18 protein-coding genes and 2 tRNA genes are annotated in these 17288 nt (G+C 43.0%); 4 read left to right on the top strand and 16 right to left on the bottom strand.

The features are described from left to right. Positions 1-44: 44 nt before the first annotated feature. The 6 genes from FRZ54_RS12330 to FRZ54_RS12355 form a co-directional block, all read right to left on the bottom strand. A tRNA-Leu gene (locus FRZ54_RS12330) sits at positions 45-128 on the bottom strand. A 98-nt stretch (positions 129-226) separates the two neighbouring features. Continuing rightward, a tRNA-Leu gene (locus tag FRZ54_RS12335) sits at positions 227-310 on the bottom strand. 103 nt (positions 311-413) lie between these two features. After that, entirely contained in the window at positions 414-866 is a 453-nt protein-coding gene (locus FRZ54_RS12340; RefSeq protein ID WP_147031905.1) for a hypothetical protein, read from the bottom strand. 64 nt (positions 867-930) lie between these two features. Next, positions 931-1200: a hypothetical protein gene (locus tag FRZ54_RS12345; protein WP_147031906.1), complete on the bottom strand. Its 270-nt coding sequence runs from the start codon at positions 1198-1200 to the stop codon at positions 931-933. Continuing rightward, on the bottom strand, positions 1197-1682 hold the full coding sequence (locus FRZ54_RS12350; protein WP_147031907.1) for a lysozyme: 486 nt from the start codon (positions 1680-1682) through the stop codon (positions 1197-1199). The genes FRZ54_RS12345 and FRZ54_RS12350 overlap by 4 nt, the downstream gene beginning before the upstream one ends. 569 nt (positions 1683-2251) lie before the next feature. Next, positions 2252-2563 (bottom strand): ATP-dependent Clp protease proteolytic subunit, encoded by a 312-nt coding sequence (locus tag FRZ54_RS12355; RefSeq protein WP_147031908.1) that lies wholly within the window; start codon positions 2561-2563, stop codon positions 2252-2254. 474 nt (positions 2564-3037) lie between these two features. Here FRZ54_RS12355 and FRZ54_RS12360 point away from each other — a divergent pair, with 474 nt between their 5' ends. Beyond that, a complete protein-coding gene (locus FRZ54_RS12360; RefSeq protein ID WP_147031909.1) occupies positions 3038-3769 on the top strand; it encodes a hypothetical protein in 732 nt (243 codons plus the stop codon). Between the two features lie 331 nt (positions 3770-4100). Beyond that, a complete protein-coding gene (locus FRZ54_RS12365) occupies positions 4101-4394 on the top strand; it encodes a hypothetical protein (RefSeq protein WP_147031910.1) in 294 nt (97 codons plus the stop codon). 91 nt (positions 4395-4485) lie between these two features. Here the strand turns inward: FRZ54_RS12365 and FRZ54_RS12370 are convergent, their stop codons facing one another. Both FRZ54_RS12370 and FRZ54_RS12375 read right to left on the bottom strand, forming a co-directional pair. Then, positions 4486-4716, bottom strand: a complete 231-nt coding sequence (locus FRZ54_RS12370) for a hypothetical protein (RefSeq protein WP_147031911.1) — start codon at positions 4714-4716, stop codon at positions 4486-4488. A gap of 129 nt (positions 4717-4845) precedes the next feature. After that, positions 4846-7146 (bottom strand): coiled-coil domain-containing protein, encoded by a 2301-nt coding sequence (locus FRZ54_RS12375; RefSeq protein WP_147031912.1) that lies wholly within the window; start codon positions 7144-7146, stop codon positions 4846-4848. A gap of 150 nt (positions 7147-7296) precedes the next feature. On the opposite strand from FRZ54_RS12375, the gene FRZ54_RS12380 reads away from it, so the two are divergent. Further along, positions 7297-7959, top strand: a complete 663-nt coding sequence (locus FRZ54_RS12380) for a hypothetical protein (protein ID WP_147031913.1) — start codon at positions 7297-7299, stop codon at positions 7957-7959. Between the two features lie 62 nt (positions 7960-8021). Here FRZ54_RS12380 and FRZ54_RS12385 read toward each other — a convergent pair whose 3' ends face one another. From FRZ54_RS12385 to FRZ54_RS12415, 7 genes are all read right to left on the bottom strand, one after another. Beyond that, positions 8022-8582 (bottom strand): hypothetical protein, encoded by a 561-nt coding sequence (locus FRZ54_RS12385; RefSeq protein WP_147031914.1) that lies wholly within the window; start codon positions 8580-8582, stop codon positions 8022-8024. A 78-nt stretch (positions 8583-8660) separates the two neighbouring features. After that, a complete protein-coding gene (locus FRZ54_RS12390) occupies positions 8661-10730 on the bottom strand; it encodes a hypothetical protein (protein WP_147031915.1) in 2070 nt (689 codons plus the stop codon). Between the two features lie 97 nt (positions 10731-10827). Then, positions 10828-12900 carry a hypothetical protein gene (locus FRZ54_RS12395; RefSeq protein WP_147031916.1) on the bottom strand — a complete coding sequence of 691 codons (2073 nt, stop codon included), beginning with the start codon at positions 12898-12900 and terminating at the stop codon, positions 10828-10830. 67 nt (positions 12901-12967) lie between these two features. Beyond that, on the bottom strand, positions 12968-13435 hold the full coding sequence (locus tag FRZ54_RS12400; protein WP_147031917.1) for a hypothetical protein: 468 nt from the start codon (positions 13433-13435) through the stop codon (positions 12968-12970). 48 nt (positions 13436-13483) lie between these two features. Continuing rightward, positions 13484-13930: a hypothetical protein gene (locus FRZ54_RS12405; protein ID WP_147031918.1), complete on the bottom strand. Its 447-nt coding sequence runs from the start codon at positions 13928-13930 to the stop codon at positions 13484-13486. A 270-nt stretch (positions 13931-14200) separates the two neighbouring features. After that, positions 14201-14893: a hypothetical protein gene (locus FRZ54_RS12410; RefSeq protein WP_147031919.1), complete on the bottom strand. Its 693-nt coding sequence runs from the start codon at positions 14891-14893 to the stop codon at positions 14201-14203. A gap of 49 nt (positions 14894-14942) precedes the next feature. Further along, positions 14943-16169 carry a PBSX family phage terminase large subunit gene (locus FRZ54_RS12415; RefSeq protein WP_147031920.1) on the bottom strand — a complete coding sequence of 409 codons (1227 nt, stop codon included), beginning with the start codon at positions 16167-16169 and terminating at the stop codon, positions 14943-14945. 57 nt (positions 16170-16226) lie between these two features. Here FRZ54_RS12415 and FRZ54_RS12420 point away from each other — a divergent pair, with 57 nt between their 5' ends. Beyond that, positions 16227-16805 (top strand): lipocalin family protein, encoded by a 579-nt coding sequence (locus FRZ54_RS12420; RefSeq protein ID WP_147031921.1) that lies wholly within the window; start codon positions 16227-16229, stop codon positions 16803-16805. Between the two features lie 6 nt (positions 16806-16811). On the opposite strand, the gene FRZ54_RS12425 is transcribed toward FRZ54_RS12420, so the two are convergent. Next, positions 16812-17243, bottom strand: coding sequence for a terminase small subunit (locus FRZ54_RS12425; protein ID WP_147031922.1), 432 nt, complete (start codon positions 17241-17243; stop codon positions 16812-16814). Between the last annotated feature and the right edge of the window lie 45 nt (positions 17244-17288).

Genomic DNA, 17288 nt, shown 5'->3' on the forward strand with positions numbered 1-17288 from the left:
CTATTATTCAAACAAAGAGACGGAAGATGAGAAGAATCAGGGAGTGCCCGGAACGAGATTCGAACTCGTACATCCTTACGAATGCCACCCCCTCAAGATGGTGCGTCTACCAATTTCGCCACCCGGGCCTTAAAATGAGATTTGAGATGTTAGATTTGAGATATGAGACAACAATAAATTTATTATCTCACATCTCAGTAGCTATATCTAACACCTCGAACGGATGTGCCCGAAGAGAGACTCGAACTCTCAAGAGACAATTCTCAACGGCTTCTGAGACCGCAACGTTTACCAATTTCGCCATCCGGGCCTATGAAACCAAAAGCCGAAATTACCGGCTCCTGGTTTCGAGGCTGCAAATATATGTTTTTCGCGTAAATTGTTAAAATTAAAAATCACAACGTGCCGCTGGTTTACGCCGCCGGTTTGTACTCATGTTTGTAATACCACTCAAGTAAATACACTCCATCACTCCACGATAATTTACCGTCGGCAGCAACTTCGGCTACCAGTATGGCGAGGTTATGCAGAAAGGCGCTCTGGGTATCGCCTCCGATACCCTGCAGTACTTTTACGGCGCACGATGTAATAGCAGCCGGATCGGTCAAACCGGCGCAACTGTCGGCCAGTTTAAGTTCGGCCAGGATAGCGGGGAGTTTAGCGCGAAGCAGGTCCTTTATTTTATCGTCAATGTCGCCGGGAATGATGGCCGTTAAAACATCTGCCGCAGGCGAATCGGTGAATTTTTTGATATTCTCCGTCACTACTACGCCAATTTTGATGGCCGTTTTTAATTCGGGCGGAATGCCTTCAAATAGTCTTTTTGCTTCGGCCCAGATTTTTGATAGAAAAGATTTTAAGCTCATGCTGTTTAGTTATTGATTTACTGAATTATTGAATGGTTGATTTGCAGGGTGTTATTGAATTTGGTCAGTTTTTTTGCCGGAACGCGACCGTTCTTTCGTTTTTGATCTCATCAACCTGTTGCTGGAGTATGGATACTTCACTTTCCAAAACTTTCAGCCGCAGGTCGTTTACGCGGGCATCGGCTTCTTGTTTTTGACGGATATCGTGAAGATCATTCCTGAGTTGGAAATAGGTTGTCATCACCGATGCAACGATGCTGGCGGTGCTTACGATGGTGACGATGAGATTTTTGAGCGTGATGCCTCTCAGCTCTTTATGTTCAATGGTTGTCATACTGGGATTTGGTTTGGTGAGACGGAAAAAAACAGGTCGCGTTCCTGGCGGCGACGGCGGGAGAGGACGGGCCAGGCTTTTTTCTCGCCTGTTTTAGGGTCGGTTACCTTATCCCAAAGCAGCAGTTGGTCGGCGGCGGCGGCATAATTCTTTTCGTTAAGTTTTCGGAGCAGGGTCGATTCTTTTAGCGCGCCGGTGCCTTCGTTATAAGTGAAAGATACCAGGGCGTCGAACTGCGCCTGCTGCAGCGGAACTTTTACGTAATAATTTACCGCTTCCTCGTATTGCGACAGGGTGTTTAGCAACAGGGCGTCCGCCTGTTCGCGTGTGGCTAATTTGTCGCCGGGTTTTACGGGTTTGCCGTCGTGGTAGCGTGTGGAGCCATAGCCGATGGTCCACACACCGGCGACATCGCGATAGGCAGAGAGGCTGAGCCCCTCGAAATTTTTGATAAGGCTAACGCCCGAGGTACTTGTTTTCATGGGAAGGATGGTTTTGAATTAGCCGGCATGGGCCACATCTGCACCAAAAGGGGCAGGGACATGCTATTGCAAACACACCCTTGATAGGTGATTTTTAAAGACTAATTGGTTTGGAAATTTCGAGACAAGAAATCTTCCGATTAGGAGAATTTATAGGATTATACTTGTTTTTGAGCTGCCGTAAGGCACGAAGGTAAGTTTGGTTGAATTTGTTTTCTTACAGTCCGAGTTAATCGAATTGTACATTGGCTCCGACCTAGTGGGTAAAATATTTTCTCTTTAGCCATTTTTGAATAGGCCGTTCAAAAAAATAGGTAATTAGAGTAGCCATGCCCACTGATGTAATAAAACCGCAAATTAAAGCTGAAGGTATATTGATAGCATTAAATAAGTAAATACTCACGTTTATACCAAGGCTTTCATGAGTTAAATATAAAGCATAAGAAATTCCACCCAGGAATAAAAGCCATCGGATTTTTAAAAAACTCGCTTTTTTATTTACGATTAATATAAACAGGATGTTAAAGGCAGCCACGTATAAGACCCTTTCGAACGTTCCAAAAAATAAATTAAATCACCATGGGTTTGTGTATCATTAGCAAGGCGTACTTGCTCATGATAATGTTTTCACCCGCCATGGCGACAATAGAAGCAGCTGAGGCGGCAAGCGCATCGATATAGGTAGTAACATTGCCCGGGTATTTTTTTAACAAATCGTATATGGCAATGGCGTCGAAGGCGCTGCCGCCCGCTGAGCTGATATGCAAATCGACATCCTGGCCGGCTGCTGCTTCTAATTGGGTTTGTATATAGGCTGATGATAAGGTTCCGGTCCCGATGCTGTCGGTATCAGTATCGTATAGGTAGATTTTGTAGCTCATTTGTTTAGATATGAGATTTTAGATGTGAGATTTGAGTTTTTTGAGTCCGAAAGTCCGCATACCTGCCTGCCGGCAGGCAGGAGTCAGAAGGTCTGGAAGATTTCAGGATCGAAGTTGTTTGATCCGGCTTACCAGGTTGGTATATTCAAAGATCGGGAGAATTATTTGTTAAAGTGGTGACAGTGTTTTGTCAGTTGATGATTTCACCGGTTATGAGTGAGATTTCATCGATTCGGTTACTTTGATTCGAAAGATTCTTCCCTCAAAAGCCAGGCCAGTAAAGCCAAAAAATAAGGAATGATTGTTATGAAGATTGGCATAATCGAATATCGGGTTAATGGTTTATTAAAGTGGTGACAGTGTTTTGTCAGTATCAGAGATTTTTATTTATGAAAAGTCTTAACTTCGTGTTATGGCCTAAATCGTCATGAAAACCATCCTGAAGCACACCGTCCTGAATTTTTTTTAAAGCATATGAAAAAGTTATTGATTCTTTTGTTGCAAATTCCTTTTTTGGCTTGCAGCCAACACAAGCCTAACCCCGAAGCGATCAAGTTGAATGACTCTGCTGTAGAATTAATGATGGCATCGCCGGTTATCTCTAATGAGGATAGCTCTATATTAAATGAAATTAATATACAAGCGAAGCAACGGGGTGAAAGACGTCACAGTAGAAATAAACTGAAGGATACTGTTATAAACGATGAAAGTCAATATAAAAAAGCGATCGATTTGTTGAATAAAGCCACACAAATTGATGGTGATTACTTTATTGCTTATTTGAATAAAATGGGTGCTCAAACACATTTAAAACTATATAAAGATGCTCTTACAAGTGGCAAGGAAATGACCAGGCTGCTTCCTAACGATGGAACGGTCACACAAATTGTGGGAATGACCTACGAAAGATCAGGCGATACGTTAACAGCAATGAAATATTACAATATTGCTTTGACGCAACTGGATAGGGCCCTGGCCTCGATGAGTATTAATAATAAACATTATAATAACATCAAGGCCACTAAAGCTGAGGACCTTGTTATGCTGAACCGGATACCGGAGGCTCAAAAAATATTGCAAGAACTATATAATACTGCGGATGAGAATCGGAAAGAGTTATACAAAGATCAGATGACATGGACCCGGAATGATTTTCTGAACGGATCAAAATCAGAAGGCGCATTAACGGAACCTGCAAAAAAATAAAGTTAACCTATTTTCCACCCTCAAAACAGCTTGATGCCCGCCAAACAGTCCGGCAATTTGGATTTCAAGAACTTTAGAAATAGGTGTTTACAGCAAATTCAAACTGATCTATAAATATCTTTTTGAAAGCACTGATTTTTATTTTGCTTCTTCTGATTCTTCGCGCAGGGACCAGGCCAGCACGGCCAGAAGATATTGAATGATTGTTATGAAGATTAGCATATTCAAATGTCGGAAAAGAAGTTTATTAAAGCGGTGACAGTGTTTTGTCAGTAGGTTGAATTTTTAATCTGTTTAAAAATTACAACTTCGTATTATAGCCTAAATCGTTATGAAAATCATTCTGACATTATTGCCTTTATTTATTTTAAACTTTTCCTATGCCCGAGCGCAGAACTGCAATTGCCCAAACGATTTTGGCTTTTCGAGTTCGAGGAAAGTCGATACTATTTTTCATTTGTCAAACGGAAGGTCAATTGCTTTGTGCGGTTACAGGGATACCCAGGTAGCTGAAGGCAGAACGTTTTATTCTGAATTTGTGCTGGCTGCCTGCGGAGAAAAGAATGCCATTAAATTTTGGGATGCTACGCTTGAATGCCAGTTACGGGTTATGAGCTTTAAATAAAATTAGAGCTCATGGAGCGTGGTTTTGTGGCTCATTTTTAATTATCATTGAGCCACAAAGCAACAATGATCGAGCTTTATTTTCAGATGAATTATTCCTCAAAACAATTCAACGCCCGCCAAATCGTGCGTTCATCACGGTTAAATTTGGCTGCAGCTTCAAGCACTGCCTGATGCTTGGTTATGCTGCGGGTTTTTAGCTGAGCATGCACCCACAGGTACATTTCGCGGTAATTAAATATTTTGTCGGTTATAAAACCGGCTTTATACATGGCAGAGAATATGCCATTGTCAAATAGCGTGTTTGCAAGTTCGATATTCATTGAGGTGAGTTGAATAGGTTGGATTAAGTTGATTAAGTTGAATGGTTGGAATAGCCGAAAGGTAGACATATTGATCAGGTCCAATTACTTCAGCATCATCCTGAATTACTCTCCGGAGGAAACAGATTTTTAAAGGGTTGCCCTATTTACCGTTTGGGCGAGAATGTTTTGCTGGTTGTTAATGTCCTTTACATCAACGTAAACAGGAGGAAAATTATTAATCATCTGGTACGCGAGAGTGTTGGCGAGGTTTTTTTGATCGGTAACAGGCTGGCTATAATAACGATTGGCATTGCCGCCGTCGGTAAATATACCTCCCACAGCATACCCGCGTGACGGATTGGGGACCGAGAAATCGCGCCCGCCATAAGCTACATTAATGGCACTGACGAGGTTGCGCGCCCAGGGGTCGCGCATGGCTTCGGAAACAACTACCGCTTCGCCCGAGCGCAAGTAAGCATTTGTATTATCCGTGCGGCTGTAACCGGATAGTACAGCGCCTTTACCGTCAGAGTGGAAGTAGCCGCCTTTTGCCATAGCGGGCGGTTTTTGAGCAGCAATTGTGGCTACCTGTATGGCAGTTTGCGCGATGATAGCCGGAATAACGAATGTGCCTAAGACACCTGTTTGAGCCTCGGCTTTGGTTATTGCAATAGCGCCATTGATTATTGCCTGCGCTATCGACGCTTTTTGTTCGGATTTAAAAGCTTTCAGTTTCAGGGCGTCTTCCTGTTTTTTATATTTAGCTTCGATGGTCTGTTTTTGCGCGGAGGTGAGGCTTGTATTGCTTAATTCTTTGGCCTTGTCATTTTCCAACGATTTGATCTTGGCATCACTGCGCGATTGGAGGCCTTTACTCAAAATGGAAAATGCCGTGTCCGAAACTTTTTGGGTAGTTTGGATCTCGAAGTCGGCGCGATCCTGTATAGCTTTTAATTCTTCGGCGGTTCTGTGTTTGATGTAAGGACCTACAATATCCTTAGCTACAACCGGAATTTCTGCAAGCTTGTTCTCGATGTCTTTTATGCCCATCGCACTTGCGACTAACTCTTTTTGTGCTTCCTGCGTTTTTGCTGAGTCGTGCTTTACATAGGAATCAATGATATTTGAAATATTAGATCGATGTTCAGATTCAAGTCTTTCAACCGCGCTATGATATTGTTCTATACTGATATATTTTTCATTCAATAGTTTATCTAGCCTTTGTTTTTCATCGTTGTAATGTTGATTCTCCTCAACTGCTTGTTTTGCATAGGCATCATTCGTGGCTTGCAGCCGCTTTATTAAAGCTTCCTGCTCTTTTTTTGTAGTGGTTTCGATAGCTTTAGCGTGGTGAACACTCGCCGTTTTTGTAACTCCGACAACCGTTGCGCCGTATTTTTCAGTGTCTTTAATAACATTTTTTACCAATGCCGCGTTTTGACCGTCGAGGAGTTTTGAATCAGTATTTATATCATCATGCAGTTTTTGCATGGCTTTTTGCTCAGCTTCAAGCCGTTGTATTTTTGCATCGCCAACTGAGTCAGTAGGACCTGTGCTATATGTGTTACCGCCGGGTGAACCTTGCATTGCTTCGAGAATATCTTCATGCTCCTTTTTTGCATCCCGCAGCTCCTTTTGTTTGGCTTTCAGTTCTTTGTCGATCTTCTCAAGTTTGAGCTTATTGCTCAAATCTCGCTGATTATTCTTTACCATCATATCTTCAGCAGCACGCGCTCTGGACGAAGCGATAATTGATGCGGCCAGATCGTTATATGCCTTTGATGCCTTTCCGGTCATTATGCTCTCATCGGATAAGTTTTTGAAGTAATCCGGATATTGGGTTTTTAGTTCAGAAACTATTGCTTTCCGTTGCTGTAATGATAAATTCTGGTCCTGAGCAGCTGTGTAAAGCATTTTAAGGTGAACCAACTCTTCCTGAGCATTGGCATTACCTTCGTCCTTTGCTCGGTTTACTGATTCCGTTATGATCTTGTTGTCCTTAAGTGTTTTGTTAAAAGCAGACAAGGTGGTTTCGCCCTGAACCAGTTTCCCAATCCAATCTGCAATTGCTGACCCATAAGTAACTATTACTGATAATGCAGCGGCAATAGCGGTTATCCAGCCGCCAGATACAAGCTCAGTTGCTTCGGTTGCTTCTTTAAGTGTTGTAAACGTTTCTGCCAGCTCAATAACCTGCTTTTTGGTTTTTTCGCCTGTTGAATTAAATTCCTGGTTTTGCTTTGCTAAATCAACTATTGAATCGGTGTATTTTGATACCTCCTTACCAAGCGAATTGATATTTTTTGAAAGATCACCGATAGGTTTACCCAATTTGTTTATCGAGATGCGCAAGTTATCGAACGCTGTTTGATATTGGTCGACCTGGCTCTGTGCGTCGGTGTTTACCTGTACGTCAACGGTTATTTTTTTATTAATGTCGTCTGCCATAATTTTAAAGTAATTTGATTTTTTGATTTGAGTTATCTTGGTGAACAGAAAGGCAATGGGCCATTGACGATAATAATTCGTATTTTTTGTTGCTTTGATATTTATTATTCATTTTTACACATGTCTGAAACATATCGCCTGCCTATCTTTATGAAGAAAGTAGTTGGTTACCTATTTTTAGCCATTACACTGGGATGCAATCAGTCGCAACCTAAACGTACGCCAGCAGAAAGCATATCAAATGAAGCGGTTAAGGAAGCTGTAAAATCAGAAGATACGCTGCAGGCGATCATCAATGCGAACATTCGCAAACAACCCACGACGGACACCGTTTTTCTTGGTTTTATTTTTGGTATGACAAGGAAGGATGTAAATTCACATGTTAATCTTTTGATAAAAGAAAAAAAATTATTTATTAACGAGGATGATCAGCGTTATGAATATCGGCTGAGTTTAGGTTTGATAAAGGCAAACGCAAGTATTGCGCCAGATTACAAGGACAATAAATTATACAAATTAACTTTAATTATTACCCCGACCGATGATATTATAACTGAAGATCTGGTTTATCAGCAAACTGCTCTTTTGTATATGAAAAAGTATACGAGCTTTGATTTTTTTAAGGAGCCAGATCTCATAAATACAAATAACCCACAATATCACTGGATAAAAAACAATCTTCATATATATCAACACAAGACCATTGAAGGCACAATAGTTAGTTACATTAATATGCCTGTAGAGCAAGCCCTTGACCAAAAGGGGAAAGCTGATGCCGATAGTGCAAAATTAAGCACCCAAAAAGATATTTGATTTTAGTCCACCGATTTTGACACGATTGGCATCCGCAAGCGGAATAAATGTGGCGGGCAAATCTATTTTTTTGCATTAGCCTGCTCGGCTACTTTGCTATCCTGAAACGTAAGCATGATAACGTAGGCATCGGGCACTATTTTGACTTGGATAGCATTGGTTTTGTCTATCCAAAGTGTTTCGACGTCGGCATTGCCAGTTTTGATCGCTTCAACCTCATTTCCGTCTCCTTTGGTGTAAGGAGATTTAAAATCCCACGTAGATTTACCTTCCCCATAGATTTTGTTCAAACTTGCTACGAGATCGTTATAATAAGAAATGGTTTTCGCCCCGGTGTCGACACGAAAAATGAAACCCATTTCATACACTTTTCCCCGAAACAATTTTACAGCGGCCAGTTCGGACGCAAAATGCCCGAAATTTACATGTGTGAAGTGTAGGGATTCGGGATAATGACTGCCGAGGATATCGAATTCCCCTCCATGTGCAGTTATTATGTTTTTGGCTTTCAAGCCTTCATCACCAAATTTTATTCCTATTGCCCCATCTATTGGTTTAAAGGTTTGGGCAAAACTGAATAACGGTGTAAAAAGTAATAAAGTGACAAATAAATTCTTTTTCATGAGATTGCGATTTAGGGTGCTAATTTTTTTAGTAAAATTAAAAATTAAAATACTTACCAGCAAATCTTTTTTAATTTTTCATGATATCCTCACCAACTCCACCTTACAAGGCTGCGCTTTTCTCCATGCATCTATCTTATTAATATAATAGTAAGCATTATCCTGCTGCAGATATACGGGTATCATCAGGTTCAGCTCTAAAATATCGCGGGGTGTAAGCATGATATACCTGATAACCTTTTTGGTTTGCTTAAGTACTTTTTCCAGCTCGGGATAATACATGGTTTTGAGGCCGGGTATTTTTTTATTGTTAACAGACGGCATGTCCCCAAAACACAGGTTGAATTCGCCATCGGGTTTGTAAAAGTAGGGGATGGAAATCCAATCATTGACAACGACATTGTTGGACATATTCCCATCGCTAAAGGTGACCGATTTTCCAATAGACATCAGGTTGAACTTTTGATCGATCAGAATACGTGGCTGCGTGCTTAATGAAAAATCGTTCTCATCGCTTTTGGGGTCCTTCTTCAGTATTTGACTTATTGAGCCGCCATAAAATGGCCTGTTCAGCGTGGCGGCAAACTGGCTTTGGAACAAATCAGCCGACGCGGGTAACGTAGTATCGCTGACGCTGATCTGCGAATCGGCAAACCCTTTTGGCTGCACACCATCATCATCCTTATATTTCATATTGTTAGCCTGTGCATAGTTTCCCAATTTAAATGATACCTGTTTACCCTGGTCGATACATTTCGTAGTCCAGTCTTTTGCCGCGGGGATGTTGTTTACAATATCCCGTAGGGAATTGAAATGTATGGTACGATCAGCATTGTTAGTTTGGCAGATAATGCCAAATTTTTGAAGAATATCTTTTAACAGATCTTTTTGCGAGATATCGGGGAAAATGCGTTCGCATTGTATTTGCTGGCCGTACTGTACACCCTGAGCCTTATTTTGAATGCTAAACGTGGCGCCGCTGTACAAAGTAAATGTTCCACCGGTATAACCTAAAAATTCGTATGTTATGCGAATGCCCTGGCCCGGCTGCAAAACCTGGTCGTATGAAACCGTTAGATTTTTTAATGTGATGGTGGTTTGATCGCCCCGGTCGGCATAGTCAACAATAGTGTCCACGAGCACCTGTCCTGCATTGATGTTCACATTTATATTATCATACAGGCGTATTTGTATGGCAATTTTAGAAGAATAGTCGTGACTTCGGGATGGATTTGTTGCAGATAAGGAAATTCCAAAAGCTACAGAGGCTGTTACGCTGGTGATTTCTGAGACGAAGTACCCGTTATGCGCGGCATCGTAATAATGGCTGGTGTCTGAAATTATAACAGCGAATGGAATTGAACCAATATTATTAGCGGTTGTGGGGTGCGACCTTGTGACATTCTGGCCGGTTTGTACTGTGATGCTTTTGTAGGTGACGTTGTTCTGAACATCGGTGCCATGATCGAAGGAATCATTGGCGAACTGACATATCAGTTTCGGGTATAACTGATCCTGCAATAACGACCCTGAGCCCTTGTACCCCGCAGACTTCAACAACAGGTCGATGGCGGTTTTGATAAAAAAGCCAGGCCGCTGGTACCGCACGTTAATAGGTGTAGCGTAATCTGAATTGCTTATCAACCCATAATCGACCACTGGCCATATCCAGCCGTCGGTTTTGGTTTGGGATGTTGCCACATTATGCACATTCCAAGTATGATCGTAAGGTTTCCACAGTAAATTTTTACCGTAGCCACTCCATTGGCTTGCGCTATCTCCCATGTCGTAAAATTTGCCGTCGATGGCATCAAAGAAATCGACGTTTCCCGACAGCACGGTTATGTTGGCGTTGTCCTGCTCGATGTTATTAAGCTCGGCAACGCCATAAGGTATTATTTCGAGACCATCCTGCACCAGTTTGGCGGGATATTGTTTATATGGCGCCGCGGTGGTGAAAGCTATGTCATCAGGGAAGCCCAGTATCATGCGATTACGCTGGGTTAGCGGAAGCTTAAACTGGTTGCTTGTATTTCCCTGCTGATTTTGCACCTCAGCGAGGTTGTTGATCTGGAAGGTTAAAGCGATGGGCGTGTCGTCGTTCAGGTCGACGAGTTGATCGTTGATGTATAATTGTAGTTGGTTCATAGGCCCCCCAGCCCCCTAAAGGGGGAGTTTTTAATGTTCATTTTGTTAATTATTTTATTGTAATTCATCCCCGTGTTCCTATTCGGTAGGTGGGAGCTTACTGCGTTTGAATATTAATGGATGGCATATTGAAAGTGATGCTGAAAGGGGCCCGGCCGTTTAATGTTTCATACTCGCTGTAGGTGGCAGTATTGATGACGATGGTTTGCCACTTTACCGGGTTTTTATTTACAAGCATTTGTACCTTGGGTGAATATTTGATCGACTGAAGGCCTTTGATATCATTAATCGAAAGATCTTCGGCTATTACCTTCATTTTTTGCCCGGCACTTTTGGCTATTACCTCCTCGACACCTTGCTGGTTTTCCCAATCGTAAACGTAGTTTTTGATGATGGTGGCATTTTGGACATCGAGCGAGATTTCCTGGTTATAAACAAAACGATAGTAATTCCACGAGCCTGTTAATCCGATCCAGCGCAGGTAAACCGAATTTTCGTCTACGGCATCATCAATGCGAATGGTTTGCGTTTGCATAATGGCATGGCTGGTATCATCTTCATCGTTATATTTTAAAACTATTGTAAAATAGAAAGCCTCTGCGGGGAACAATGAATTGATCAGCAGCCTGTTGAGGCCAAGTTGTGCGGGCAATATGGTATCGGACTGTAACTGCCCCGAGATGATAAACTTGCTGCCATCCTGGTTTAGCAGCCACGAACCATCTTCGTTTAGCAGATCGTTTGATTCGGAATCGCCGGGAAGCGGGTCACGGTTAATATCCAGCGGTACGACCTCGCAATAAATATCCCTGCCAAGTAAATATTCGCTATAAATAAAGCTAATGTCGAAAGGGTAGCCGTTTGAAAAGGCAGGCTCATCAAAATCTGTTATCCATTTTGCTAATGGCAAGCCTTCGGTGATTGTGCCGAACGGAACATAAGCTGCGAGGTTACCACCGTTTAGCTGCCCTAATTGTTTGGCTGCATAAACTACGTAATAAGGATTGCTTACAGATATAAAATCAGACGTGTGCCCGCCGGTAGTGCCGTCGTCCCAGCTTTCGGCATATTGAATTTGATAACTGGCGCTCAAGTTTAAGTCGCGGTGTTTGACCTCGGTATAATCGCTATCGTCCTTAGGGCGCAGCAAGCTTTGGAGAAAATTAGAGAAATCGGCCTTTACTAAACCCGTATTGCCCGGACGGTTGGTCGCGGTAATCGTTTTCTGCTGGCCGGAAAGCGGGTCCTGGTAGGTTATACGGGTAATAAGTTTATAATAAGGGCGAAGGCGATTGATATTAATAAAACCTGTTGCATCGCCATTAAAAGCAGTTTCGATCAGCAGGGCATTGCCTGTTATGCTATTTACTTCATAAATTCCTTTATAGTTGCCGGCATTTACATATACCATATCGCCCGGTAATACGGTATAGCCGGTATCGGGATCGGATAGGGCCGCGTTGAGCGATATCAAAGCTTTGCCGCTTAAGGTATCGTTTGAAACAGAGGTTACCTCAAAATCCTTACGCTGATAGGTAAATACGATAGGATTGAAGGCTGCATTCCAGCGCGATACATTGCCATTGCCCAGGTTGACTGAAGGGTCTGAGACGAGCAAATTGCTAAGTACGGGGATGGTGACCGAACGAGTGGTCATGCAGCCGGCTGTGTTGGCATCTTTGATATCGAATTGGTGCAATCCCCCGGTTAAGCCATCAAATGTTGGCGATAACTGCCATGTAGTGCCGGCATCGTTACTGTATTGAATGGGTAGATAACTGGATGTGGCAGTGATCGTGATCTGTGCATCGAGCGAACCCGGTGCTGATTCGGGCCTGTCGACTGAAATATAATCGACGACGAGGTCGCAGCGGTTAACCGGCGGATCAGGGTTGGGTGCGGCACTTACTGTGCCGGCCTGGAATTTTGTAAAGAAGAAAGGGTCGCTGTCACTTAATATGCCATAATAAATAAGCTGCGATTGACCGGCAATGGTGACCGAATTTTCGGTGACCGTTCCATTGATATTCATATCGTAGGTAACGGTAACGTTATTTCCGTTTACCAGTTGACCGGTGGCAGCATCGCGCAGTTCGATAAAAACGGGGCCGCTAACCTGCGTGCCTGTAACCGTGGTAGGACCGTAGGCTATTCGTGCTAAAATGGGCATGGAGTAGTTTTGTTGAAAGGTTAGAATGTTGAAAGGTTAATGTGTTGGCGATATATGAAATGGTCGATCAAATACCCGGCGGGTCAATAGCGCCGGCGATTTGTTGCGTAATAGTTTGCGCAATTTCTTCGGCAACTGGTTTTAAACGCAGATTTATGTTTTCGATACCTAATGGTTCGGATAGTATGCCGGGAGTACCCTTAAATCCATGTTTATCGATCGACTTTTTAATGGCCCACGCTGCTTTGTCGGGAATACCATTTGCGTGGCACCATTGTTTGATGCGTTCGATCATGGGTGGATTGCCTGGGGTAGCATTTGTGCCGGTTGGCCGGCGCCCTGTCTCCAAAGCCTGTATATGAGCTGGCAGGTTTAGCTGCACACCATTCCCGTCACTTGTTATAGTGATTTGCTGCGCAGTTTGCCCTGTTGCATATTTTCCATTTGCCTGCAGGGAATGGATGACATCTGTTTTGAGGGATTCGAGCAAACCTTCTAATCCCCTGAAGGGCGAATTTAAATTGTCGTTGGACATGGGTCGTTATATTAAAAAGTAGATTTCCCCCTTTAGAGCCTTGGTCGCCTAAAAGGCTTCATAGTACATGGTAGATAAAGTTATAGTTAGGTTGACGCCGGTGGAGTTGACGTCGAATTTATTATAAACAGGCAGGCATTTTGCCTTGTCGCCGGCTTTTATCCTGAAATAGCGGCCATCACCTTCGCGGTATTTGGAGGCTTTGACGATGAATTCGTTGGCCATTCGTAAGGCTTGATTAACGTAGGTCTCGTTATCCGAAGTGTACTGATCAAATTCGGTTTTGTAAAGAAACTCCAGGTAGACCGAGAAATTATTATCTACGGAGCCATTGACCTGTGCCGAAATCCCGATAGGCTGCAGCGGGTACATAAAGACGCAGGGGAAAGAGGCATCGTCGGCGAGCTGATTGATCTCGTTCACAGTGCCGTAAATGAAAGCAGGTTGTCCGGTAAGCGTTTGCGTTATCGCTTCAATTTGATTGCGTATGGGCATGAATATTGGATTTTAGATTTAAGAATTCAGATTTACGATTTAGTATAACGAAATACACGACAAATACATCAGTGAGTGTATAAGACTATAGTCATAATTCGTAAATCTAAATTCGTAATTAGCGTTGTGCGCTTAGTAGTTCGTTGTATTTGCGCTGGTATTCGGCTTCGGTTTTATTGAGCAGAAGTTTGGTAAGCATGCGCTCGTATGGCAGATTAAGAATATCTGCCCATTTAGTAACATCGCCACCGGCAAGGGAGTTGACGGTATTTATATACTTGAATTTTTCAAACGCCTGGATACCTGCTTTTTTCTCCAGTACAGTCGGAACTGTTGCGAGAAGGCTATTTTCTGTTTCAATAAGTTGGGATAAGAGGTAAAAAAATGGCGGGCTATGGGCAGCGCCTCCGTGACCCTTAGTTTTTTTACTTCTTCGCAAAAGTCCTCAGCTTCATACTCGTCGTATCTTTTTCCCGTCACGCGGCAAAAGAAGTAATGCGCCAGTACGCTGCAGCAAGCTTTTAATGACGGCTGAAAGTGTTCGCGCCAGTCTTCTTCACCATAAAGACTTATGTGTTCATTTATTTCGTCGGCAATAATATCGCGTGCAGCCAGGAAAGCGCCTGCGGGCTCGACGGAAAGATTGCGGATGACATTTACAACTACCTTTTTTTGGCCGATGGTAAAAGTTATCCTCGACGGGATAAGATCGCTGTCGTACAAATATTTTATCTGGTTGGATAATGCCATTACATAGTTGCCGAATACCAGGAAATCTTCGAAATTTCTGACCGAATTGAGTTCCTCTTTCGGTACACCCGAAAGTATACTTATGGCATCCAGGTCATCGAGATAGTGCTTTTCCTGCATAGCCATCATTTGACCCAGTGTCAGTTCGTTAAGCACAGTAGGTATGCGCACCAATATTTTACCATCGGTGGTTTTGAGTGTTTTTTCTATCATAAAGCCTCCTTCCCCAAAGGGAGGTTTTAAAGTATAATGGTTTGTTTAGTTACGTGGTCAGCATGTCTTTAATCATGTTGCCTGCAGAAGACGGAGATATAGACGGCAATATGGTTTTAGACCGACCCAAGTTACTGATTTTTAATTTATTTAATGCAATATATCGCAGCGGATCAATTAAATGGTTGCAGGTATCAACTGGTTCATTAATAACGCGGCCCGAGTGTTCGGTTTTCCATTTATACCTGCTTAATTCGTCGCGAAGATTAGTGCTCCCCCGGGTGATATTCAGCTTGAATCTTCTTAGTATATCAATAGAGTTTTTTACGCTGTCGCGACCCTTTTTTGCGGGAAATACATGCCAACCCAGGCGCCTTAGTTCCTCTATCGATTTGGGCTCAGCACTATCTGCTATGATATCTACGTTCTTGGGTAACCCGGCATCAACAAGTTTCCTGGAAATATCTGGATTAGTAAGTCCTTTTTCATATAAAAGTTCATTAATCCATAGTTCGCCATTTTGCTTATACACCTCTATGCAGCCTGTTTCATCATTAGAAAAACCGAAGTCGAGTCCTGCGGCAATAAACCTGGCGCCCGGGGGGATGGTTTCGCAAATGTGCCAGTTGTCAAATACCAGTCCCCTAATCTGCCCCGTCAAACCACGTGCATACACACGCCAGCGTTTTTCGTCTTTTTCTTTTAGCGATTCGATCTTATCCCTTACCCGTTGCCCGATAAACGGGTTATGACGATGATCGGAAATAATGAGCTGAACGCCCGGCTGCCCCAGCAAATTATCATGTACCCAAAATGCGGAGTTGGGGTTATAATCGATATATATCCGTTGCCGGGTGCGCAATGTCAGCTCGCTGTATACTTCCCAGTTTATGCCATTGGCCTCATTCACAAAAAGGTAATCGCGTTTGCCCGACTTGGCGTCCTGGGCGTCGGCGTAGCTTTTAAATTCGATGATGGTGCCGTTATAAAACTTGAATATACGATCGGATTTATTGTAAGCCTGTATTTTTTTAGCCAGTTGAACCGAACCCGAATAAATGCCAAGCGCGTCGCGCAGCGCACCTGATCTAAGGTGGGGGACATCCTGCCCGGTTATGGTGATAACCTGGTTGGATTGCTGAGCGGCCAGGCAAAAAAGCACCTGGAGAATAGCATAGGTTTTGCCTGAATTGGTACCGCCCTGGTTAACAATGGTATGTGCACCGGTATAATAGTTTTCGATAAATAAGGCAGAGGCTTTCCATCCCAGGTGCATATTGATTTTATTATTTGATTTAATTAATTTTATTACGCCAATAACCTTTAAATTAAGATGATGCGTAAGTTTTATTTTTTACTCCTGGCAGTATCGGTTCCGATCTGCATGGCTTCGTGCGGAAAGGGCGGAAACAATGTCGCGCCCAGCCAGTTGCAGGTAAACCTTATTGTAGGAAAATGGAGCCTGCAACAGGAAAAGTACGTGCAATACATTGATGCGATAGAACGACAGAATGTTACGATGACCACATCGGCTAACAATATTGCTACTGTGCAGTTCAATAAAGACGGTACTTTTGCCAGTGCGAGCACATATACATCGGACCCGGCGGCAAACCCGGGTGCCGGGCCCACTAGTGAGTCGGCAACTACACATGGTACTTATAGCTTTAGTGATAATTCATTTCATATGTCAGCGCCATACGTTACCGGTTTGGCGGACGGAACGGTAGGTTCTTATGGTTTTGCAGGCAATGTGGCCATTCCAACTTATTCCGCTGTATCGAACTCGGTTGTGATAAATGAGTTAACAGCTAACAGCCTAAAGTTGCATATCGAAGTTGTTTATACGCTAACTGTTAATAATGTAACGGACACTTATAAAACCATAGGAGATTACAGCTACAGCAAATAAGCTTTATTAAATAACTATCTCTTTTTCCGAAGCAGCAAGTTTAGGGCCTGAGCCTACTATTTCTATATTAAAAGTATTATCCTGTTCTTCCAGGGTTTTGCCGATGGCTTTTTCGCCATGCCCCATTGCTTTTAGTGCATATATAGCTCCGGTAGACGAATGCAGCCTCGATTCGTAAATGGCCTCGATATATAAGCGGGCGCGTTGCAGACGCGAGGCAAACCGGCCTTTGGCTTCGCGAGCCTCAAATTCTTCAAGTGTATTAAAGCCAAGGTAGAATGCGAGGCCCGATAATGTGGGCGGGCCGGCCGGTGGCGGAATAGGATAACCTCCCGGCTGCTGTGTTTCGGACAGCGGGTTACCGTTAGCGGAAGTGAAATAATAATTGATCAGGTGGTCCAGTTCCCTGACCGATTTAAAAGGTCGTTTATAACTCATCAGGAAATTATGATTATATTGCCAATTGGCATAATGGAATAATCA

The organism is Mucilaginibacter ginsenosidivorans (assembly GCF_007971025.1).
Classification (GTDB): Bacteria; Bacteroidota; Bacteroidia; order Sphingobacteriales; family Sphingobacteriaceae; genus Mucilaginibacter; species Mucilaginibacter ginsenosidivorans.